We start from the raw sequence: 19,897 nt of genomic DNA, 5'->3' as shown, positions 1-19,897 counted from the left end.
GGTCTTGCCATGGTCAACGTGACCGATGGTGCCGATGTTGCAGTGCGGCTTAGTACGTTCGAACTTTTCCTTGGCCATCGTCTCTACCTTCGCGCCGGCGGCTGGGTTGTTGGGATAACTCGGGGAGCTGGAGCGGGTAGCGGGAATCGAACCCGCATCCTCAGCTTGGAAGGCTGCTGCACTACCACTGTGCTATACCCGCCCAATACCCAAATGGGACTTGCGGGGTCGCGTCGGCTCCCGGTCTCTGGCTCTGGGACGCCCTGCTGCCTTCCGGAACCCGTCGCGCGCATGGTGGGGGAAGTAGGACTCGAACCTACGAAGGCTTACGCCAGGGGATTTACAGTCCCCCCCCTTTGCCACTCGGGACATTCCCCCAAGCACGCGATGGAGTTCCGAAGCCGGCGGCCTTTATCCGCTTCGACGCGCGACGGCAAGCCGTCAAACGCCGATGCGAAACAAAAGCTTCTTGGACCGGTGACGGACGATGCTAAGAGCAGCGCCGGCTGGCCGAGAAGCCCTCGGGGCCCCAAATCGGAGCGCGTCTTATAGTGTCCTCTCATTCCGAACGCAACGACCGGAAACGCCCTTCTGCACAAGGACGCGATTTTCGTTCCAAGCCACGGAAACAAAACGACTTTTCCAGGGGCCAGGGCGACGCCAAGGACTGGATTTGGGGGACTCACGCCGTCGAGGCGGCGCTTTCGAACCCCCAGCGCCCCGCCCCGAAGCGCCTTCTGGCGACCCCGGACCGCGCCAGCCGACTCAGCCCCGAGCTGCGGAAACTAGCCTGCCTGCAGGTGATGGAAGGCCAGGAGATCGCCAAGCACCTGCCGCAGGGCGCGGTGCATCAGGGCCTGGCCCTGAAGATCGACGAGCCCGAGTCGCTGTCGATCGCCGAACTGGCCGCCTCGAACGACGGTTTCCTGGTGATGCTGGACCAGATCACCGACCCGCAGAACATCGGCGCCATCTTCCGCTCGGCCGCCGCGTTCGGCGCCAAGGGCGTGATCCTGCAGGATCGCCACGCCCCGGCCCTGACCGGCGTGCTGGCCAAGACGGCGGTCGGCGCGGTGGACAAGGTGCCCTACGCGCGGGTGGTCAATCTTTCCCGCGCGCTCGAGGAGCTGTCCGACCTGGGCTGGCGCGCCGTGGCCCTGGCCGGCGAGGCCGAACAGACCCTGGACGAGGTGCTGGACGGCGGGCCGACGGTGCTGGTTCTGGGCTCGGAGGGCGAAGGCGTGCGCCGGCTGGTCGCCGAGCACTGCGACGTCCTGGGCAAGATCCCGATGCCCGGCGGCTTCGAGAGCCTGAACGTCTCGGCGGCGGCGGCGATCGCGCTCTATGAGGCGTCGAGGCCGCGCAAGGCGGCCGTCTAGGCGCGTCCGGACGATGCGGAGGTTGCTGGCCGTCGCGGCTGTCGTCGCGGTCCAGGCCGCCGACGGCGCGCTCGCCTCGACGGCCGAGACGCAGGCGCGACTGGCGGCGGCGCGGCCCGTCGCGACTAAGGCCGTGAGCCCGCCGCCCGCGCCGGTCACGGGCGAGCAGCCGCCCCCCGGTCCGGGCGCGACGACGGCGGCGCCGAGGCCGAACCTGCCGGCCCCGCCAGCGCCCTCCCCGAAACCCGCGCCGCGTCGCGACGCAGGCCTGCTGCTGCTGATCCCCGCCTTGCTGAGTATCGTCGCGCTCGTACGATGGCTGGCCCGGCGCCGCCGATCGGCGGCCAAGCGCGTTTAGGTCGCGAGCCGCCGTTTTGCGCCTTGCATCCCTGCGCGCGTCATCCCATTGAGGGCGCATGTTCGACACGTTGATGGCCCACCTGGATGGCTTTCAGGGACCGCTGACCGCGTTCCTGCAAGTCCTGATGATCGACCTCGTGCTGGCGGGCGACAACGCCGTGGCCGTGGGCCTGGCGGCGGGCGGCCTGCCGCCCAAGGACCGCAAGAAGGTCATTCTGTACGGCCTGGGCGCGGCCGTCGTGCTGCGGATCAGCTTCGCCCTGATCACCACCTGGCTGCTGCGCGTCATCGGCCTGCTGCTGGCCGGCGGCTTCCTGCTGCTGTGGGTCTGCTGGAAGATGTGGCGCGAGCTGCGCGAACAGGCCTCGCACGATCAGGCCGACGCGGTGGCCATGGTCGACGCAGACCCCAACACCGAGCCGCGCGCCCGACCGGCCAAGTCGTTCAAGCAAGCCTTCCTGCAGGTGCTGATCGCCGACGTCTCGATGTCGCTGGACAACGTGCTGGCCGTGGCCGGCGCGGCCCGCGAGCATCCGGCGATCCTGGTCTTCGGCCTGCTGCTGTCGATCGCCCTGATGGGCCTGGCCGCCAGCGCCATCGCCAACCTGCTGCACAAGCACCGCTGGATAGGCTTCGTGGGCCTGGCCATCGTGCTCTACGTCGCCGTCCACATGATCTGGGAAGGCCACCGCAGCGTGGTGATGGACCTCAACCAGACCGGCGCCTACAACGCCGCGGCCCCCGCCCCTCTGGACATCAGCCCAGAGGAAGTGGCCAAGCACAACCGGCACAAATAGCCGGGACTACCGTCCCGGCAGCGGCGGCATGTCGAGGCGACGGAGGTCCGCCATCCGGGCGTACAGCCGCAGGATCGCGTGGTGGCGCGCAGTGTCGCCGCGAGCCTCGACCGCCTCGTGCAAGCCGATCAACGCCCGGCGCAGCTGCGCGTTGACCTTGTCGAGGCCGCCGATCGACAGGTCGTCGGTCATCTCGACACCTTCGATCCCATAGTCGCTCGACGCCTCGTCCAGCAGGGTCGCGATCGCCGCGTTCTCGGCCACGCGCGCGGCGACGCCGCGCTCGGCCTCCTGGGCGGCCAGCAGCGACAGCAGCGCCACCACCGCCACCTTGCCGGCCATGAACTCGCCCTGCTGCTCGGGCGGCGGCGGGTCGATCATGCACAGGAAGTTGCCGACCAGGATGTCGGGCAGGCTGGGCGTCATCACAGGCCCTCCCATTGAAGCAAGGCCTCGGCCAGGATCTCGTCGTGGCGGCGGGCGGTGTACCAGCCCGAGATGGCCAGCACCGGATCCTTGAAGCCGCCGTCGCGATATTCCTTGGCGGCCGAGGTCCAGATCGCCTGGCCCTTCACGGCGTTGAACAGGCTCCACCAGGCCAGGGCCGTCTCGTCGACCTCAAGGCCGCTGGCCTGCTTCCAGATCGCGAGAGCCTCGTCGCGCGGCAGCATGCCCGAGACCTTGTCGGCCTCGAAGTGGCCCCACAGCGGATCGAGCGCCCACCCCAAGTCCTCCAGCGGATCTCCGAAGTGGACCATCTCCCAGTCGAGGATCGCCAGGATCTTCCCCGCGCCGTCGTGCAGGAAGTTGCCGGTCCGGTAGTCGCCATGCACGACGCGGATGGCCTGGGCCGCCGGCGGCGGGCGGCGGCGCAGGGCGCGGATCGCCGCCCAGACGATCGGCTGCGGATGCTGCTGGTCGGCCTCGATCACCGCGGCCCAGTGGTCCAGGGCAACCTTCCAGCAAGCGTCGGGCGCGGGCGCCTCGGCGGCCTTGGCCAGCGGCAGGCCGGCCGGATCGGCGGCCGCGATCGTCCCCAGGATCGAGAAGAACTGCTCCCCGATCGCCCGCGCGTGCTCGCCATAGGGAACGACGGTGAACGGCGAGGCGGCCGCCCCGTCCTCGACCCGCTCCATGATGAAGAACGGCCGCTCCAGCTCCGCGCCCTCGGCCTCCATCGCCACCGGACGCGGCACCGGCAGACGGTCGTGGAAGCTTTCGAAGGCCAGATATTCCTGGTTGCGGTCGGTCTCGATCAGGCTGCCGGGCGGGTCGCGACGCAGGATCAGCGGCCGCTCGCCCTTGGCCGTCCGCGCGCTGAACCGATAGGTCTCGCGGCTGGCCCCGCCGGGAATGCGCGAGAGATCGACCACCGTGACCGCCTCGCCCCACACGCGCGACAGGTACGCCTCCAGGCGTTCGGCCAGGCTCATGGCGCCATGTCCAGGATCGAGGCGAAGCCGGACGGCGCGTGCGGTCCGATCGCCAGTTGCTCGAAGACCCCCCGCCCCCTCCGCGTCCGGCCAGCGCCGTCGACATAGGTGACGTCGCTGAGCGCCTGGACGTGCAGGTGCTGGGGAACGGCGCGGTCGAGGTCGGCCGTGACGAAGTCCTCGCGCTCGACCTTCAACTTGCCCTGGTTCAGCCCGTGGCCCCAGGTCGGGTGGGTGTAGCCCAGGCCCAGCATGAAGAACTCGCGCTTGGGCTCGACCGTCATCGCCCCGTCGGCGCCGAAGTCCAGGGTGGCGGCGCGGGCGTGGCGCGTGCCGCTCTTCCAGTGGATGGCGTAGGAGGCCTCGGCGAAGCCGCCGAACTCCAGCTCGCGCTCGCCGTCGCCCAGCCACAGCGCGCGGCGGTTCCAGGCGCGGCCCAGTTCGTCGTCATTGGTGTGGAAGAAGAGCCCGCCGTCCTCGAAATTGCACGGCGCCCATAGCCAGAAGAATTGCGGAAGCACCGGCGGCGCCAGCTCCTGGGGGTCGCGCGCGCCGACTGGCCGCACGCCCCACGAGCGGTCCCGCGTGCCGACGAAGCCATCGACGCCGGACCGGACGCCGTCGACCTCGACCCAGCCCGAATAGCGGCCGTTCTGGGTCAGGCGGGTGTAGTCCATGAAGGCGCGCGGGCCGTTGCGGCGGACGAAACGCGGTTCCTCGATCGGGAAGGCTCGGCCCTCGAAGACGATCTCGGCGGCGATCCCCTGCTCGGGCGCGGTGACGGTCAGCTTGAGACGCTTGAGGGGCTCCAACACCGTGATGGCGATCGGCCCGACCGTGAGGTCCATCCGCTCCATCTCCAGCCAGCGGCTGGCGTGGAGGTTGACCTGCTTGCCGTCCTTCATCACGCAGAAGGCGGCGTCGGCGATGTTCAGGTGTGGATAGACACCGAAGGCGGCCGCGAAGAACACTTCGTCGCCATCGTCGGACGGCGCGTAGCCGTTGAAGAAATAGCGGTCGTAGAAATTCCGATCCGTGCCGGCATAGGCCACCGGCTCGGGCGTCTGATGGATCGGATAATCGTCGCCCCAGGTGAGCGCCATGCCGTCCTCCCCCCCGGATCACGCGACGCTCTGGCGACGCCGCTTTACGTCCGGATGAACGACGTTAAGGTCGCGCCCGACGATTGCAATGTTTCCGGAGCGTCAAGGCGATGAGCGGGTGGACACCCAGGACCTGGACGGGTCTGGCGGCGGCGAGCGGGATGCTGGCCGTGGCGTTCGGCGCGTTCGCGGCGCACGGGATGAGCGCGCCCAAGCCGGTCGAGTGGCTGCACACGGGCTCGCAGTACCAGATGGTCCACGCCCTGGCGGTGTTCGCGGCCTTTGGCCTGCATCGCGCCGGCGCGAAGCGCATGGGCCTGGCGTCGGCATTCTTCCTGGGCGGAAGCCTGCTGTTCGCGGGCTCGCTCTACGCCATGGCCCTGGGTGCGCCACGCATCCTGGGCGCGATCACCCCGTTCGGAGGCCTGTCGTTCATCATCGGCTGGGCGGTGATGGCTGACCGGGCGTTCCGCATGTCGGCCGAGGCTCAGGCCTGAACCTTGGCCCCGCCCGGCAAGGCCAGGAAGAAGATCGCCAGCGACGAGCCGACCAGGCAGGCGAACATCACCGCCGCCACCGGACGCGGCGTGCCGTCGTGCAGCAGGCCGCCCACCCACGAGGCCAGGGCCCCCGCCCCGAACGACGCCGCCCCCATCAGGGCCGAGGTCGAACCGGCGCGGCGAGGATCGACGCTCAGCGCGCCGGCCATGGTGTTGCCGCCCATCAGGCCATAGACCGACAGGGCCGCGAACAGCAGCGGCAGCACGGTCCACTGCCCTCCCCAGCCGGTCCAGGCGGCGAGCGTCAGCAGCAGAGCGGCGGCGATCGAGGCGATGCTGGCCTTGCGCAGCACCTGGTCGGGCGTCGAGCGCCGCAGGAGCCAGCGGTTGATCTGGCTGGCGCCGATGATGCCCACGGCGTTCAGCGCGAAGATCAGATTGAAGACCAGCGGCGTGTGGCCATAGGTCCCCATCACGAGATCCGGCGCGGTCGAGATATAGGTGAACAGCACCGCCCCGTTCAACGCGCCGGCCAGGGCGTAGCCCACCAGCCGCCGCATCCGAAACAGCGCCGCATAGGCCCGCAGCGGGTTCTCGGACTGCGCCTGGGCCAGGGTCTCGGGCGAGCGCGACTCCGGCAGGCCGAACGTCACCCAGACGCCGATCACCACCGCGAACACCACCAGAGTCCAGAAGACCCCGCGCCAGCCCGCCACCAGTTGGACGACGCCGCCAAGCTGCGGCGCCAGCACGGGCGCGAGCCCCATGATCAGCATCATCAGCGACAGCACCCGCGCGGTGTCGGTTTGGCCGAAGCGGTCGCGGACCACCGCCCGGGCGATCACCGCCCCGGCGCAGCCGCCCAGGGCCTGCACGAAGCGGGCGGCGATCAGGGTCTCGATGTTCGGCGCCAGGGCGCAAACGGCGGAGGCCACGAGAAAGACGGCGATGCCGATCAGCAGCGGCGGCCGGCGGCCCAGACGGTCCGACGCCGGTCCATAGATGAACTGGCCGATCGCCATGCCCGCGAAGAAGGCCGCCAGCGTCGCCTGGGTCTGCTCCGGGCCCGCTCGCAGGGCCCGTCCGATCGCCGGCAGGCTGGACAGGTACATGTCGATCGACATCGGCGCGAACGCCGTCAGCGCGCCCAGAAGCACGACAAGTCGCCAGGGAACGACGGCGGGCGGCGAAACGGTCTCGGTCATCCGCGCTTTTTACGCGCGTTCGCCGCGCAGGAAATACTTGATGGCGAACCGACGCCGAATACTTGCGCCCTGTCGCGCCAGGCATCAGGGTGAACGCCAATCACATAAGAAGACGCCAAGGGAGACGCCCGCCATGCCCGCCCCAGCCCTGCCCGCGCCACAGTTCGCCGACATCAACGGCGTCCGCCTGGCCTATTACGAGGCCGGACCGCGCGGCGGCGTGCCGATCGTCCTCTGCCATGGCTTTCCCGAGCTGGCTTTTTCGTGGCGCCACCAGATCGCCGCCCTCGCCGCCGCCGGCCGCTGGGTGATCGCGCCGGACCAGCGGGGCTACGGCCTCACGCAGGGGCCGGATGCGGTCGAAGCCTACGACATGGCGCACCTGACCGGCGACCTGGTCGGACTGCTGGATCACCTGGGCGCGGACAAGGCGATCTTCGTTGGCCACGATTGGGGCGGGATCGTCGTCTGGGCCCTGCCGCTGCTGCATCCCAGCCGCGTCGCGGGCGTCGTGGGCCTGAACACGCCCTTCATTCCGCGCCTGCCGCTGGACCCGATCGAGATGTTCCGCAACGCCTATGGCGAGGACATGTATATCGTCCACTTCCAGAAGCCGGGGGTGGCCGACGCCCAGCTGGGCGCGGACGTCGAGAAGACGATCCGCTTCTTCATGCGGCTCCCCAAGGGGACGCAGCAGGACTTTGCATCCCGCCCGCCCGAGCAGCGCAGCCTGGCGCTGCAGGATGGCCTGGCGCACTACGACCCGACGACCGACGAACACCAGTTGCTCTCCCCCGAGGAACTGTCTGTGTTCGTCGAGGCGTTCCAGCGCACCGGCTTCACCGGCGGCATCAACTGGTACCGCAACTTCAGCCGCAACTGGCGCATGGCCGAGGGTTTGCCCAACCGGATCGACGGCGTGCCCTGCCTGATGCTGATGGCCGAGCACGACGTGGTGCTGCCCCCCGCGATGGCCGACCGCATGGGCGACCAGATCGGCGACCTCGAGAAGGTGCTGATCGAAGGCAGCGGTCACTGGACGCAGCAGGAAAAACCCGCCGAAGTGAACGCCGCGCTGCTGGACTGGCTGGACCGGAAGTTTCCCTTGAACGGCTAGCCGCGCGCGTTCAGAAGCGCATCGGCCCGGCGGCGCATGGCGGCGGCCAGTTGCAGCATGGCCAGGGCGGTGACTTCGTCGCGCTCGGCGGCGCGGATGGAATAGACATTGGCCATGGCGAACAGCGCCTCGACCCGATCGACGCCCTCGGCGCCGAACATCTCGCCGATCTGGCGGTCAAGCTGCGCCAGCTGCCGAGGGTTGAGCATCTCGAGCAGTTCTTCGTCGGTGTAGTCTTCAGGCGCCGGCTGAATCATGCGTGCAGAATACAGGAGCCGCGGAAAGGCGCGAGCCCGTGGCGATCCTCCGTTCACAGGCGAACGGAAACCAAGTTAGGTTAGCACATGGATCGTCATGCCTCCGCCGCCGCCATGAGCTCCGTTGGCCGTCGCGGCCTGTTCCGCGAGGTCGAGCCGTTCTCGTTCGGCTGGATGCCGACCGGCGGCCCGCACGAGATCTATTACGAGGAATGCGGCAATCCGCGCGGCAAGCCCTGCGTGATCCTGCACGGCGGCCCCGGCGGCGCGGTCAATCCGACCATGCGCCGCTTCTTCGATCCGTCCAAGTGGCGCATGGCGCTGTTCGACCAACGCGGCTGCGGCCGCTCGCGTCCGAACGCCAGCCTGGACGACAACACGACCTGGAGCCTGATCGCCGACATCGAGCGGCTGCGCGAGCACCTGGGCGTCGAGAAGTGGACGGTGTTCGGCGGCTCCTGGGGCTCGACCCTGGCCCTGGCCTACGCCATCGCCCATCCGGACCGCGTCGAGGGCCTTGTTCTTCGGGGCATCTTCCTGCTGACCGAGCGCGAGCTGGGTTGGTTCTACCAGGACGGCGCCTCGATGCTGTTCCCCGACGCCTGGGAGCGGTTCCTGGCGCCGATCCCGGTCGAGGAGCGCGGCGACCTGATGGCGGCCTATCATCGTCGCCTCACCTCGCCCGACCGTCGCGTGCAGGCCCAGGCCGCCGCGGCCTGGAGCCAGTGGGAGGGCGACACCATCTCGCTGCGCGGTCCCGAGGCGCGGCCGCCGAAATTCAACGAGGAAGACTTCGCGATCGCCTTCGCGCGGATCGAATGCCACTTCTTCACCCACAAGGGGTTCTTCGACGAGGACGGCTGGATCCTGAAGAACATCGACAGGATCCGGCACATCCCGGGCTGGATCGTGCAGGGCCGCTTCGACGTCGTCACGCCGCTGGACAGCGCCTGGCGGCTGCACAAGGCTTGGACCGAGGCGCGCTTCGACATCATCTGGGACGCAGGCCACGCCTCGACCGAGCCCGGCGTCATCGACGGCCTGGTGCGGGCGACGGACGCGGCGCTGATCAGCTAACAATCCATCCGATCTCCCCGGCGAACGCCGGGGTCCAGACCGAACGCGCCAAGGTTCGACCATCGCGTCGCGGCGCAAGGGCGCGAACACCCAAACCGTTCCGGATGAATCTGGCCCCCGGCGTTCGCCGGGGAGATCGGTTTGCGGGGTTGGTCTTAAACCAGCGAGCCCTTGCCGCTGGTGACTTCAGTATAGCGATGCACGCGCACGGCCTGGACCAGGCCAAAGCCGATCATGACCGTGCCCATGACGGTGCCGCCGTAGGACAGCATCGGCATCGGCACGCCGACGACGGGGGCCATGCCCATGACCATCGCCCCGTTGATCAGCACGTACAACGAGAAGGTCGCCGTCACGCCCGCCGCGGCGAGCCGGCCGAAGTGGCTGTGGCTGATCGAGGCGATCCGCAGCGCCATGAAGATGGCCGCGCCATACAGGAACAGCACGCCAAAGCAGCCGACAAACCCGAACTCCTCGGCCAGGGTCGCGAAGATGAAGTCGGTCTGCTTCTCGGGCAGGAAATTCAGCTGGCTCTGCGAGCCCAGGCCAAAGCCCTTGCCCAGCAGACCGCCGGAGCCCAGGGCGATCTTGGACTGCAGGATGTGATAGCCGTCGCCCGAAGGGTCCTGCTCGGGATTGAGGAAGGTCAGGATCCGGTTGCGCTGATAGTCGTGCAGCCCGAACATGATGAAGGGCGGGATCGCCACCAGCGCCGCGCCGGCGCCGGCCGCCATGATCCGCCAGTCCAGGCCCGCCAGCACCATGATGGCGCCGCCGGTGGCGGCCAGCAGGATCCCCGTGCCCAGATCCGGCTGCTTGGCCACCAGCAGGAACGGCACGGCGATCATGGCGGCCGGGATCAGCAGTCGCCACGACAGGCGCGCCGAGTCCGCCGAGAGACCGTGGTAATAGCGGGCCAGGGCCAGGACGAGGCCGATCTTCATCACCTCGGACGGCTGGAAACGCACAGGCCCCAGCTGCAGCCAGCGCTGCGCGCCCAGCGAGATGTCGCCGACCAGATCGACGGCGACCAGAAGGACGAGGCCCACGGCGTAGACCGGATAGGCGATCGCGAACCACCAGCGCAGGTCGCACATGGCCAGGATGATCATGATGATGAAGTAGACGCCAAAGCGCAGCAGATGCTTGTCGGCCCACGGCTCCCAGGAGGCGCCGGCGATCGAGAACAGCATCAGGCTGCCGACGCCGGCGATCAGCGCCAGCACCAGGCAGAAGGTCCAGTCGACCTCCATGAACTTGATGATCGGCCGGTCGCGTTCGCCGGGCCGGGTCAGGCCGCCGCTGAGGGTCATCGGGGCGCTCCCTGCGAAGGGGTGGATGGAGGCGTAGCGGCCGGGGCCGCCCCGGTCGGCGGCGGCGGCGTCTCGACCGGATCGTCTGGCGCGGCGCCTTCCATGACGTCGTCCGGCGCCGCCTCGGGCAGAGGCATCGGCCGCTCGATGCGGGCGCGGATCTCGCGGTCCTTCAGCAGGGCCACGCGCATGACCTCGCGGGCGCGCGGGGCGCCGGCGGTGGCGCCGCCCATGCCGCCGTGCTCGACGATGACGGCCACGGCGTAGCGCGGATCGTCATAGGGGGCGAAGGCGACGAAAAGGTTGTGGTCCTTCAGCCGCCAGATGGTGCCCGTGCCCTTGCGGTTGGCGACGCCATCGTAGCTGCGCACCTGGGCGGTGCCGGTCTTGCCGGCCATCTGCACGTCGCCCAGCCCGAGCTGGCTCTGCTTGTAGGCGGTGCCTCGGACGTCGTTGGCCACGGCGGCCATGCCGCCGCGCACGTAGTCCAGGTGCTCCTGCGAGAACGGCAGGTCCGGCACCTCGGCGCCGCTGGGCTGCTCGACCCCGCCGACCGACTTGATCAGGCGCGGGACCAGCGCCTTCTTGGCGTTGGCCAGGCGCGAGGTCATCACGGCCAGCTGCAGGGCGTTGACGGTCAGGGCCCCCTGCCCGATCCCGTAGCTGGGCGTCTCGCCCGGAAACCAGATCTGGTTGGCGGGATTCTTCTTGAAGGCCCGCTTCTTCCACTCCCGGTCGGGCACATTGCCCTTCTTCTGGCCGGGAATGCCGATATCGAACAGCTGGCCAAAGCCCATGGCTCGCGCGGCGGCGGCGATGGCGTCCGGGCCGATCTTCAGGGACGTCTGGTAGAAGTAGATGTCGCACGAGTTCTTGATGGCGTCGTGCATGTTCTGGGGACCGTGGCCGCCCTTCTCCCAGCAGCGCCAGACCCGGCCGCCATAGTACCAGCTGCCCGGGCAGTTGATGCGGATTTCAGGATCGATGCCCGCCGTCAGCGCGGCCAGGCCCACCGTCGGCTTGAAGGTCGAGCCCGGCGGGAACAGGCCGGTCATCGACTTGTCCAGCAACGGCTTGCGCTCGTATTCGGCCAGCGCCTTGTACTCGGCGCCGGATAGCCCCTTGACGAAGCGGTTGGCGTCGAAGCTGGGGGCCGAGACCATGGCCAGCAGGTCGCCGTTGCGGACGTCCATCACGACGATGGCGCCGCTCTCGTCGCCCATCACCTCCAGCGCGCGGTTCTGGATGTCGGCGTCGAGGGTGAGGCGGATTTCCTTGCCCGGCGTAGCGGGAATGTCGCCCGCCGGGTCCAGCCGCACGACCCGCCCCTGCGCGTCGACCTCGGTCTTGGTGGCGCCGGCGCGGCCGCGCAGTTGCTTGTCGAACGCCTTCTCGACCCCTTGCTTGCCGATCCGGAAGCCTGGGTGATGCAGCAGCTCCTGGTCCTGGGTCGTGTCGCCCTCGGCGGCCTTCAGGTCGCGGTCCGAGACCTTGGCGACATAGCCGATCACGTGGGCGAAGGCGCCGCCGAACGGATAGACCCGCACCTCCCCCATGTCGGCGGTGACGTTGGGCAGTTCCGGCGCGCGGATGTTGACGCGGGAGAACTCCTCCCACGACAGGTCCTCCATCACCACGACCGGCGCCTTCTTGGGCGCGCGATCCAGCTCCTTGAGCACGCGGGCCCGGCGCGAGCCGTCGATCGGCACCAGCTTGGACAGGTCGTCGAGCACCCCCTCGGCGTCGAGGTCCTTGTCCTTGTTGATCATCAGCCGGAAGTTCGGCCGGTTGGACGCCAGGGACACCCCGTTGCGGTCCAGGATCAGGCCGCGCGGCGGCGGCACCAGGCGGTAGTTGAACTGGTTGCCGGCCGAAAGCTTCTGGTAGCGCTGGGCCTCGACCAACTGCAGTTGCGCCAGCCGGCCGCCTAGGGCGAGCAGGCCCGCCCCCGTCAGGCCACCGAGCAGAAAGGCGCGACGGTGGAAGACGCCCTGGCGCTCGTTGACCTCGGAAAAGAAGATCGAAGGCTCGCTCATGACCTCACCGGAACCGCACGTCGGCGTCCTCGAAGCGGTCGATCAGGCGATAGGCGAACGGAAACAGCACGACCGTCGCCAGGAATTGCCAGAACACGGCCATCAGGCTGGGCATGGCCAGGCTGTCGAGCATGGTGAAGAGATAGCCGCCCGCCATGGTGATGGCGGTGATCGCCGCGAACCACCCCCAGAGGATTGGCTGGCTCTGCCCCGTCATCATGCTGCGGAACAGCAGCACGACCGCATAGCCGAGCAGCAGCGACAGGCCCCAAAGCCCCGTCGGCCCACCCCAGTAGGCGTCGAGGAACAGCCCCAGCAGCAGGATGGCGAACGGGGCCAGGATCGACGGACGGATCAGGGCCCAGGCGAAGGCCGGAACCATGGCGAAGACCGGCTCGGGCAGTTGCAGGCCCCAGACGCGCAGCGGCGCGGCCAGCAGCACGGTCGCCACCACGCAGGCCAGCATCGGGCCGCCCAGCCAGATGACCGGGTTCAGCGGCCGCGCGCCGCTCATCGCGGTGGTTCCGTCGTGGCGGCCGGCTTGGCCGCCGCGGGTTTGGCGGGCGCGGGCGCCGGCTTGGCGGCGGCCGGAGGGGTCGAAGAGGCTTGCGCAGGCTTGCCCGTCGTGGAGGGCGCGGCCGCCGCCGGCTTGGGCGCCGTGGTCGCCGGAGCGGCTGGCGCCTGCGCCGGCGGCGCGGCGGCCGGAGCGACCGGCGTCGACAGGATGGAGGCCTGCGGATCCTCGGTCGTCACCGGCGGCAGGCTGTGGGTCTGCAGCTCCTTCTGGTTCGCCAGCTGGGCGAAGTCCTTGAACAGCAGGATGCGGACATAGTCGATCGAGGACTGGTCGGCGAACAGCACCACCCGCCAGCGGCCGTCCAGCCCCTTCACCGCCGCGCCGACCGGCAGGCCGCGCGGCACCACGCCGCCGTCGCCGGAGGTCACCACCCGGTCGCCCTGCTGGATCGGATCGACGCCGCGCAGGTACTCGAGCTTGGGATTGGGTCCGCCGTCGCCGGTCAGGATGGCGCGGGCGTTGGTGCGGTCGATCATTACCGGCGTGCGCGAAGCGATGTCGGTCAGCAGCAGCAGGCGGCTGGCGCCCTTGGAAACGCCGACGACGCGCCCCACGAGACCCCGCTCGTTCAGGACCGGATTGCCGACCTCGACGCCACGCTCGGAGCCGGCGTCCGCCAGCCGCGTATTGGCGAAGGGGCCGCGGCTGTCGCTGACCACCCGGGCGGCGGTCATCGGGATCGGCGGGTCGGTGCGCAGACCGAGCAGCGAGCGGAAGCGCTCGTTCTGATCCTGCAAGGCCAGGGCGCGATCACGCCACTGGCGCATCTCGGCCATCTCGACCTTCAGGCGGCGGTTCTCCGACGCGGTGAAGAAGTAGCTGCGCACATAGTCGACGCCCAGGCCCGTCCAGCGGCCGGGCGCGGCGATGGCCCCGCTGACGGGCTTGGCCACCGTGTCCACCGTCTGGCGGGTGACGCCGTAGGCCTGCTCCTGGAGGGTCTCGCGCCGGTCGGCCAGCAGAAAGGCCACGGCGATGACGGCCGCCACCACCAAGGCCACGGCGGCCGTCCAGGTAAGCGGCACTTTCAGGTCGCCGAGGGGACCTTCGCGAAAGGGCACGTACTGTTCTCCTGGCGCCCCCCGGCGCCTCTAGAGGAGCTGCAAGACTAGGCCAGGGTGGATTCCAGGACGCCCTTCATCCACTTCGGATGTTCCAGCACCTTGCCGCAGCCCAGGGCCACGCACGACAGCGGGTCGTCGGCCACGGTGACCGGCAGGCCGGTGTGGTCGCGGATCTCGGCGTCCAGGCCGCGCAGCAGCGCGCCGCCGCCCGTCAGCATGATGCCCTTGTCGGCGATGTCCGAGGCCAGTTCCGGCGGGGTGGCTTCCAGGGCGACCTTCACGGCCTCGACGATCTGACCGACCGGTTCGGCCAGGGCGTCGGCGGCCTGCTTCTCGCTGATGCGGACTTCGCGCGGCACGCCCTGCATCAGGTCGCGGCCCTTGACGTCGATCGACAGCCCCTCGCCGTCGGCCGGCGCGCGGGCGGTGCCGATTTCCTTCTTGATGCGCTCGGCGGTCGTCTCGCCGATCAAGAGGTTATGATGGCGACGCATGTAGCTGATGATCGCCTCGTCCATCTTGTCGCCGCCGACGCGGACCGAGCGCGAATAGACGATGCCCGACAGCGACAGCACGGCCACCTCGGTGGTGCCGCCGCCGATGTCGACGACCATAGAGCCGGTCGGCTCGTGGATCGGCAGGCCCGCGCCGATCGCGGCGGCCATCGGCTCGTCGATCAGGCCGACGCGACGGGCCGAGGCGTTCAGGCAGCTGTCGTTGATGGCGCGGCGCTCCACGGCGGTGGCGCCCGACGGCACGCACACGATCACCTTCGGGTTCACGAAGCCCTTGCGGTTGTGAACCTTGCGGATGAAGTACTTGATCATCTCCTCGGCGACTTCGAAGTCGGCGATCACCCCGTCGCGCATCGGGCGGATGGCTTCCATGTGGCCCGGCGTGCGGCCCAGCATCTGCTTGGCCTCGATGCCCACGGCGTGGACGATCTTGCGACCGCCGACGTTACGCAGGGCCACCACCGACGGCTCGTTCAGCACGATCCCTTTGCCCTTCATATAGATGAGGGTGTTGGCCGTGCCGAGGTCGATGGCGATGTCGTTCGAGATCACGCCGAAGAGGGAAGAAAACATTGAAGGCCCTGGTTGAGGGTAGGAGGGGCTTGAAGGGGGGCGGGCAGATCGATTTAGGCTGGGCAGGTCGAGGAAGCAGGGAGGCCGTTCCGTCCGAACATCCGGCGGCGGAGGCGACGAAGAGAAAAGGCTCCTACTTCAAATCAATGCGAGGACAACATGATTCCCGCAAATTGAGGATTTCGACCCGGTCAGAGCGCGCGAACGCCGGTCCTGAGCGCCGCCTCCGGGCCGCGCCGTGGTCCTGATCGTCAAAACGCATCGACCGAAGCCGTTTGCCCTGCGAAAGCGTTGATTTCAAGGTCTATTCGGCCCGGACATCGAGGCTTCTGCAACCAATGCGTCCTGGCGCCCGATCGTGGCGAAATCTAGCCCAAGGCCGCCATGACGACGCCGACGGCCGTCACCGCGCCCGCCAGCATTTGCAGCGGGGTCAGACGCTCCTTGAACAGACGACGCCCGGCGATCGCGGCGATCGGCATCTCGACGACCCCCACCGCCCTCACCGGCCCCACCGGCGACAGCGCCATGGCCGTGAACCACAGCCCCGAGGCCGCCGCGCCGCAGAAACCGGCGCCCAGCGACTGCCGCCAGGCGGCGATGACAGCCTTCAGGGAGTCCGGATTTCGCCAGGCCAGATAGCCGGTGAGGCCGACGGTCTGGATGGCCTGCACGACCATCACCGTCACGAACGCCGACGCCGCCGGATGCGCGGGCTCGAAGGCCAGGCTGGCCTGGCGAAAGCAGTTGGCGCTCAGGGCGAACACCGCGCCGGAACTCAGGCCCGCCAGCACCGCGCCGCGGCGCATCACCACCTCGCCGCGCGGCCAGGTCAAGGCCGCCAGGCCCAGGCTGGCGATCAGGCCGCCGATCCAGGTCACCGCGCCGACGTGATCGCCGAAGAACAGCGCGCCCCAGACCAGGGAGAACGGCAAGCCGCTCTGCTGCATGGCCGTGCCCAGGGCGAAGGTCGAACGGTGCATGGCCGTCAGCAGCGCCGCCGTCGCGGCGATCTGCAAGGCCGCTCCGGCGAAGCAGGCAAGCCAGAACGCCGCGGTCGGGTGAGCGCTCGCCCCAGGCGTCAGCAGCCATCCGACGGCCGCGAACACCGTGGCGAACGGCAGGCCGAACAGGAACCGGACCAGGGTCGCGCCCCAGGGCCCCGCGCCGCCCATGATCGAGCGCTGGGCGGCGTTACGCGCGACCTGCAGGCCGGCGGCCGCGACGGTGATGGGAATCCAGATCATCTCTCTACCTTTACGCCGCCTTTAGGCGGACGGGGCGGTCTCGCATGGAGCCTTTACGCGCCCCGGGCGCAAGACACGGCGTCCGGCGTCGCCGACACGCGAACGCTTGCGTTGATGAGGTTTCAGCCATGTCGCCCCAGCCACTTCGTCCCCTGAAACAAGCCGCCCAGTTTCTGCTGGGCCTGCCCGCCGAGGGGATCAATCCCGCCCTGGACCGGATGCTCGAGCTCGCCCAGGCCACGCCGCTATGCTTCGTGGCCGTGGCCGGTCCCGGGGCGGGGGATGCGATGTGCCAGCTCTGGCGGCGCGGCTATCAGCGCGTGGAGGCCGCCCGCCGGGCCACCTGCGGCGCGGCGGACGAACGCAGCGACGTCCTGCTGGTCATCGACTGCCCCACGGCTCATGACGCGCGCGCCGTCGTCGCCGCGACCTACACGATGCTGCGCCCCGGCGGGACGCTCGTCGTGGACGCGAGCGCACTTCTCGACGAGACGCCCCGCAGGGCGCTCGCCGAAGGCTTGCGGGAATTGGGTCTGGACGTTCAGCCCCAGGCGCACCTGGGGGCTGAAATCCTGGCGACGCGGCCGTTCAGTCGACTTAACGCAGCCTAAAAGCCGCTGGCGATCGCCGCTTCGGGCCGGCTCTTCTCCTTGCGGGCGAAGAGGTTGTTGAGCGCGTTGACATAGGCCTTGGCCGAGGCGGTCAGGGTGTCGGTGTCGGCGGCCGCGCCGGTGGCGATGCGGCCGTCCTCTTCCAGACGCACCGAGACCTGAGCCTGGGCGTCGGTGCCCTCGGTCACCGCGTGCACCTGGAAGAGGCGCAGGGCGGCGCTGTGCGGCACGATCTTGTGGATGGCGTTGAACACCGCGTCGACGGGACCATCGCCCGTCGCTTCCGCCGTGCTGGAGACGCCGTCCACATCCAGGGTCAGCTCGGCCGACTGGCCGTCGGTGCCGGCCACCACGCGCAGGCGCGACACGCGGATCTTCTCCGAGCCGCGCGCCAGGGCGTCGTCGACCAGGGCGATGATGTCGTCGTCGTAGACGTGCTTCTTGCGGTCGGCCAGGTCCTTGAAGCGGCCGAAGGCTTCCTTCAGCGCGTTCTCGCCCAGCTCGTAGCCCAGGTCCTTCAGCTTGGCGCGGAAGGCATGGCTGCCCGAGTGCTTGCCCATGACCAGGCTCGAGGGGGCCTGGCCCACCGACTCCGGCGTCATGATCTCGTAGGTCTCGCGGTTCTTGAGCATCCCGTCCTGGTGGATGCCGCTCTCGTGCGCGAAGGCGTTCTTGCCGACGATGGCCTTGTTGTACTGGACCGGGAAGCCGGTGATGGCCGAGACATAACGGCTGGCGCGGGTGATGTGCGTCGTGTCGATGCCCGTGCGGAACGGCAGGCGGTCGCCGCGCACCTTCAGGGCCATGACGATCTCTTCCAGCGCGGCGTTGCCGGCGCGCTCGCCCAGGCCGTTGATCGCGCACTCCACCTGGCGGGCCCCGCCCTGCACGCCGGCCAGGCTGTTGGCCACGGCCAGGCCCAGGTCGTTGTGGCAGTGGGTCGAGAAGATCACCCGATCGGCGCCCTCGACGTTGTTGACCATCCAATTGAACAGGTCGGCGTATTCCGACGGATAGGTGTAGCCGACAGTGTCGGGCAGGTTGATCGTGGTGGCGCCGGCCTTGATGGCGGTCTCGACCGCGCGGCGCAGGAACTGGCGGTCGCTGCGGGTGGCGTCCTCGGCCGACCACTCGACGTCGTCGCGCAGGTTGCGGGCGTGGCTGACCGAGCGGGCGATCACGTCAATGACCTGATCCGGCTCCATCTGCAGCTTGTGCTTCATGTGCAGATCGGAGGTGGCGATCACCACGTGGATGCGGCCGCGCTGGGTGGGCTTCAGGGCCTCGGCGCAGCGGTCGATGTCGACCTGGTGGGCGCGGCACAGGCCGGCGATGGTCGAGTTCTTGACGATCTTGGCCACTTCGCGAACGGCCTCGAAGTCGCCGTTCGAGGCGATCGGGAAGCCGGCCTCGATGATGTCGACCCCCATCTCCTCGAGGATCTTGGCCAGTTCCAGCTTCTCTTCCAGCGACATCGAAGCGCCGGGCGACTGCTCGCCGTCACGCATCGTGGTGTCGAAAATGACGACGTTGTCGCGCTTGTCGGAAGCGCCGGCGGATACGGAAGTCATGGAGATACTCGTCGAAAGGGGGGTGTGGCGTGCGGGCTGCGGGTCAGAAATCCCCTGTGCGCCCGGCCACGACGAAGCGCGGCCCCTAGAGCGCCCAGGGGCTGGTAAGCCGAAGCGAAAGCAGGTCGCGCGCGACAGTCATGAGCGACTTTCTACACAGGCGCCTTGAATCGAGCAAGCAATTTGCGCCCAGGGCGCGATCGGTCGCAGGAATGAGGATTTTTATCCCACGCTGAACCAAAGTCAGAGATAAGCTTGCGAGCTAAGCGCCGCTGCGCGCCAAGGCCGCCCGCCATCGGCCGTTCATCTGCACGCTTCTTGCCCAGCGGCGGAGCCGGAGGATGAACCTAGGACGAAGCGCCCTCTTCCGCCGCCTCGCGCTTCTTCAGCCAGGCGCGGCTGATCAGGCCCATGCCCAGCCAAATGACGATGGCCAGCACGATCATCAGGATGTGCTGTTTGCCGCCGCCCTTCATGGCCTGGACGATCGAATTACCGGCGAAGGCGGTAAGGGCGATCTTGGGCACGATGCCGATGGCGGTGCCGCCGGTGAAGTCGCGCAGCCGCATCGGCGTGACGCCCGCGGCCATGTTGACGACGATGAACGGCGCCGAAGGCACCAGGCGCACGATCAGGCTGGCCATGAAGCCGTTCTTGCCGATCATCCGCATGAACTTGTTGACGCCCTCGGTGGCGAATTCGCGCAGGATCTTGGCCCCGTAGATCCGCCCCAGCCAGAAGCCGACCAGCGACGACACCAGGGTCCCGATCCAGCTGTAGGCGAAGCCCGTCCACGGGCCGAACGCCACCACCGCCGCGGCGATCAGCACGAACTGCGGCACGCCCAGGAAGGCCATGACCGCGAAGGCCGCCACCGCCACGGGCAGGGCCCAAGGCCCCGTCGCCGCGCCCAGCCAGTGCTCGACCGCCGCCTCGCCGTTGACGCCCAGCAGCTGCGCGCCGAACAGGAAGACGACCCCCACCCCGCCGAACAGCACGAACGAGACCGCCACCATGCGCCAGGCGCGGGCGTCCATATTGGTCACGAAGTCGATGAAACGGCGGATCACGGCCCCTCCTCGCGCAGGCGCCGGCCAGGGTCAAGCGGCGCCGCGGAAACCACGGCGCGGACATCCGCCGCGATCACGGCGTTTTTCCGGCG

General features: G+C 69.0%; 22 protein-coding genes and 2 tRNA genes. 7 read left to right on the top strand and 17 right to left on the bottom strand.

Going from position 1 to position 19,897, the window contains the following annotated elements:
• From DI526_RS10190 to DI526_RS10180, 3 genes are all read right to left on the bottom strand, one after another.
• On the bottom strand, window positions 1-78 hold a 78-nt coding region (locus tag DI526_RS10190), incomplete at its 3' end, for a hypothetical protein (protein ID WP_007443273.1).
• 50 nt (window positions 79-128) lie between these two features.
• A tRNA-Gly gene (locus tag DI526_RS10185) sits at window positions 129-202 on the bottom strand.
• 90 nt (window positions 203-292) lie between these two features.
• Window positions 293-378 (bottom strand) — tRNA-Tyr (locus DI526_RS10180).
• 173 nt (window positions 379-551) lie between these two features.
• Here DI526_RS10180 and rlmB point away from each other — a divergent pair.
• The 3 genes from rlmB to DI526_RS10165 are packed head-to-tail and all read left to right on the top strand — an operon-like array spanning window position 552 to window position 2,536.
• Window positions 552-1,379, top strand: a complete 828-nt coding sequence (rlmB, locus tag DI526_RS10175; protein WP_304277236.1) for a 23S rRNA (guanosine(2251)-2'-O)-methyltransferase RlmB — start codon at window positions 552-554, stop codon at window positions 1,377-1,379.
• Between the two features lie 13 nt (window positions 1,380-1,392).
• Entirely contained in the window at window positions 1,393-1,737 is a 345-nt protein-coding gene (locus DI526_RS10170) for a hypothetical protein (RefSeq protein WP_304277234.1), read from the top strand.
• Window positions 1,738-1,795: 58 nt separating this feature from the next.
• On the top strand, window positions 1,796-2,536 hold the full coding sequence (locus DI526_RS10165; protein WP_304277232.1) for a TerC family protein: 741 nt from the start codon (window positions 1,796-1,798) through the stop codon (window positions 2,534-2,536).
• Window positions 2,537-2,542: 6 nt separating this feature from the next.
• Here the strand turns inward: DI526_RS10165 and DI526_RS10160 are convergent, their stop codons facing one another.
• The 3 genes from DI526_RS10160 to DI526_RS10150 are packed head-to-tail and all read right to left on the bottom strand — an operon-like array spanning window position 2,543 to window position 5,072.
• On the bottom strand, window positions 2,543-2,962 hold the full coding sequence (locus DI526_RS10160; RefSeq protein WP_304277229.1) for a hypothetical protein: 420 nt from the start codon (window positions 2,960-2,962) through the stop codon (window positions 2,543-2,545).
• The gene (locus DI526_RS10155) at window positions 2,962-3,969 is read right to left on the bottom strand and encodes a phosphotransferase family protein (protein WP_304277228.1); all 1,008 of its coding nucleotides are present in this window, start codon (window positions 3,967-3,969) and stop codon (window positions 2,962-2,964) included. The genes DI526_RS10160 and DI526_RS10155 overlap by 1 nt, the downstream gene beginning before the upstream one ends.
• Window positions 3,966-5,072, bottom strand: a complete 1,107-nt coding sequence (locus DI526_RS10150) for a hypothetical protein (protein ID WP_304277226.1) — start codon at window positions 5,070-5,072, stop codon at window positions 3,966-3,968. Before DI526_RS10150 ends, DI526_RS10155 begins: the two co-directional genes overlap by 4 nt.
• A 110-nt stretch (window positions 5,073-5,182) precedes the next feature.
• On the opposite strand from DI526_RS10150, the gene DI526_RS10145 reads away from it, so the two are divergent.
• Window positions 5,183-5,569 carry a DUF423 domain-containing protein gene (locus DI526_RS10145; RefSeq protein ID WP_304277224.1) on the top strand — a complete coding sequence of 129 codons (387 nt, stop codon included), beginning with the start codon at window positions 5,183-5,185 and terminating at the stop codon, window positions 5,567-5,569.
• Here DI526_RS10145 and DI526_RS10140 read toward each other — a convergent pair.
• On the bottom strand, window positions 5,560-6,777 hold the full coding sequence (locus DI526_RS10140) for a multidrug effflux MFS transporter (protein ID WP_304277222.1): 1,218 nt from the start codon (window positions 6,775-6,777) through the stop codon (window positions 5,560-5,562). The two genes, DI526_RS10145 and DI526_RS10140, sit on opposite strands and share 10 nt — an antisense overlap.
• 133 nt (window positions 6,778-6,910) lie before the next feature.
• On the opposite strand from DI526_RS10140, the gene DI526_RS10135 reads away from it, so the two are divergent.
• Complete coding sequence (locus DI526_RS10135) at window positions 6,911-7,894, top strand: alpha/beta fold hydrolase (protein ID WP_304277221.1); 984 nt, start codon at window positions 6,911-6,913, stop codon at window positions 7,892-7,894.
• Here the strand turns inward: DI526_RS10135 and DI526_RS10130 are convergent.
• Window positions 7,891-8,151, bottom strand: a complete 261-nt coding sequence (locus DI526_RS10130) for a low temperature requirement protein A (RefSeq protein WP_304277219.1) — start codon at window positions 8,149-8,151, stop codon at window positions 7,891-7,893. The genes DI526_RS10135 and DI526_RS10130 overlap by 4 nt on opposite strands.
• An 87-nt stretch (window positions 8,152-8,238) precedes the next feature.
• Here DI526_RS10130 and pip point away from each other — a divergent pair, with 87 nt between their 5' ends.
• Window positions 8,239-9,228, top strand: a complete 990-nt coding sequence (pip, locus tag DI526_RS10125) for a prolyl aminopeptidase (RefSeq protein ID WP_304277218.1) — start codon at window positions 8,239-8,241, stop codon at window positions 9,226-9,228.
• A gap of 155 nt (window positions 9,229-9,383) precedes the next feature.
• Here the strand turns inward: pip and rodA are convergent, their stop codons facing one another.
• The 6 genes from rodA to DI526_RS10095 all read right to left on the bottom strand — a co-directional run bounded on the left by rodA (window position 9,384) and on the right by DI526_RS10095 (window position 16,553).
• The gene (rodA, locus tag DI526_RS10120; RefSeq protein WP_304277216.1) at window positions 9,384-10,541 is read right to left on the bottom strand and encodes a rod shape-determining protein RodA; all 1,158 of its coding nucleotides are present in this window, start codon (window positions 10,539-10,541) and stop codon (window positions 9,384-9,386) included.
• Window positions 10,538-12,577: a penicillin-binding protein 2 gene (gene mrdA, locus DI526_RS10115; RefSeq protein ID WP_304277214.1), complete on the bottom strand. Its 2,040-nt coding sequence runs from the start codon at window positions 12,575-12,577 to the stop codon at window positions 10,538-10,540. Before mrdA ends, rodA begins: the two co-directional genes overlap by 4 nt.
• A gap of 4 nt (window positions 12,578-12,581) precedes the next feature.
• The gene (locus DI526_RS10110; protein WP_304277212.1) at window positions 12,582-13,091 is read right to left on the bottom strand and encodes a hypothetical protein; all 510 of its coding nucleotides are present in this window, start codon (window positions 13,089-13,091) and stop codon (window positions 12,582-12,584) included.
• Entirely contained in the window at window positions 13,088-14,215 is a 1,128-nt protein-coding gene (gene mreC / locus DI526_RS10105; protein ID WP_304277210.1) for a rod shape-determining protein MreC, read from the bottom strand. Before mreC ends, DI526_RS10110 begins: the two co-directional genes overlap by 4 nt.
• A 47-nt stretch (window positions 14,216-14,262) precedes the next feature.
• Window positions 14,263-15,306 (bottom strand): rod shape-determining protein, encoded by a 1,044-nt coding sequence (locus DI526_RS10100; protein ID WP_004623009.1) that lies wholly within the window; start codon window positions 15,304-15,306, stop codon window positions 14,263-14,265.
• A 368-nt stretch (window positions 15,307-15,674) separates the two neighbouring features.
• Entirely contained in the window at window positions 15,675-16,553 is an 879-nt protein-coding gene (locus DI526_RS10095; protein ID WP_304277196.1) for a DMT family transporter, read from the bottom strand.
• Window positions 16,554-16,681: 128 nt separating this feature from the next.
• On the opposite strand from DI526_RS10095, the gene DI526_RS10090 reads away from it, so the two are divergent.
• A complete protein-coding gene (locus DI526_RS10090) occupies window positions 16,682-17,164 on the top strand; it encodes a hypothetical protein (protein WP_304277194.1) in 483 nt (160 codons plus the stop codon).
• Here the strand turns inward: DI526_RS10090 and DI526_RS10085 are convergent.
• The 3 genes from DI526_RS10085 to DI526_RS10075 all read right to left on the bottom strand — a co-directional run bounded on the left by DI526_RS10085 (window position 17,161) and on the right by DI526_RS10075 (window position 19,805).
• Window positions 17,161-18,735, bottom strand: coding sequence for a 2-isopropylmalate synthase (locus DI526_RS10085; protein ID WP_304277192.1), 1,575 nt, complete (start codon window positions 18,733-18,735; stop codon window positions 17,161-17,163). The two genes, DI526_RS10090 and DI526_RS10085, sit on opposite strands and share 4 nt — an antisense overlap.
• Before the next feature lie 85 nt (window positions 18,736-18,820).
• Window positions 18,821-18,877, bottom strand: coding sequence for a hypothetical protein (locus DI526_RS10080; protein WP_106907293.1), 57 nt, complete (start codon window positions 18,875-18,877; stop codon window positions 18,821-18,823).
• Between the two features lie 205 nt (window positions 18,878-19,082).
• Window positions 19,083-19,805, bottom strand: a complete 723-nt coding sequence (locus DI526_RS10075; protein WP_304277190.1) for a TVP38/TMEM64 family protein — start codon at window positions 19,803-19,805, stop codon at window positions 19,083-19,085.
• Window positions 19,806-19,897 lie beyond the last annotated feature (92 nt).

It is taken from the genome of Caulobacter segnis (genome assembly GCF_003243465.1).
GTDB classification, from domain to species: Bacteria; Pseudomonadota; Alphaproteobacteria; order Caulobacterales; family Caulobacteraceae; genus Caulobacter; species Caulobacter segnis_A.
Note: the sequence above shows the minus strand (reverse complement) of the source record. Positions and strands in the feature narration are given on the sequence as shown.

Bases quoted from the DNA above. Each gene is read 5' to 3' on its own strand.
- DI526_RS10110 (WP_304277212.1), bottom strand. From the start codon at position 13,091: ATGAGCGGCGCGCGGCCGCTGAACCCGGTCATCTGGCTGGGCGGCCCG.
- DI526_RS10090 (WP_304277194.1), top strand. From the start codon at position 16,682: ATGTCGCCCCAGCCACTTCGTCCCCTGAAACAAGCCGCCCAGTTTCTG.
- DI526_RS10150 (WP_304277226.1), bottom strand. From the start codon at position 5,072: ATGGCGCTCACCTGGGGCGACGATTATCCGATCCATCAGACGCCCGAG.
- DI526_RS10140 (WP_304277222.1), bottom strand. From the start codon at position 6,777: ATGACCGAGACCGTTTCGCCGCCCGCCGTCGTTCCCTGGCGACTTGTC.
- DI526_RS10100 (WP_004623009.1), bottom strand. From the start codon at position 15,306: ATGTTTTCTTCCCTCTTCGGCGTGATCTCGAACGACATCGCCATCGAC.
- mrdA (WP_304277214.1), bottom strand. From the start codon at position 12,577: ATGAGCGAGCCTTCGATCTTCTTTTCCGAGGTCAACGAGCGCCAGGGC.
- pip (WP_304277218.1), top strand. From the start codon at position 8,239: ATGGATCGTCATGCCTCCGCCGCCGCCATGAGCTCCGTTGGCCGTCGC.
- DI526_RS10135 (WP_304277221.1), top strand. From the start codon at position 6,911: ATGCCCGCCCCAGCCCTGCCCGCGCCACAGTTCGCCGACATCAACGGC.
- DI526_RS10170 (WP_304277234.1), top strand. From the start codon at position 1,393: ATGCGGAGGTTGCTGGCCGTCGCGGCTGTCGTCGCGGTCCAGGCCGCC.
- DI526_RS10085 (WP_304277192.1), bottom strand. From the start codon at position 18,735: ATGACTTCCGTATCCGCCGGCGCTTCCGACAAGCGCGACAACGTCGTC.
- DI526_RS10160 (WP_304277229.1), bottom strand. From the start codon at position 2,962: ATGACGCCCAGCCTGCCCGACATCCTGGTCGGCAACTTCCTGTGCATG.
- rodA (WP_304277216.1), bottom strand. From the start codon at position 10,541: ATGACCCTCAGCGGCGGCCTGACCCGGCCCGGCGAACGCGACCGGCCG.
- DI526_RS10095 (WP_304277196.1), bottom strand. From the start codon at position 16,553: ATGATCTGGATTCCCATCACCGTCGCGGCCGCCGGCCTGCAGGTCGCG.
- DI526_RS10165 (WP_304277232.1), top strand. From the start codon at position 1,796: ATGTTCGACACGTTGATGGCCCACCTGGATGGCTTTCAGGGACCGCTG.
- DI526_RS10155 (WP_304277228.1), bottom strand. From the start codon at position 3,969: ATGAGCCTGGCCGAACGCCTGGAGGCGTACCTGTCGCGCGTGTGGGGC.
- DI526_RS10145 (WP_304277224.1), top strand. From the start codon at position 5,183: ATGAGCGGGTGGACACCCAGGACCTGGACGGGTCTGGCGGCGGCGAGC.
- DI526_RS10130 (WP_304277219.1), bottom strand. From the start codon at position 8,151: ATGATTCAGCCGGCGCCTGAAGACTACACCGACGAAGAACTGCTCGAG.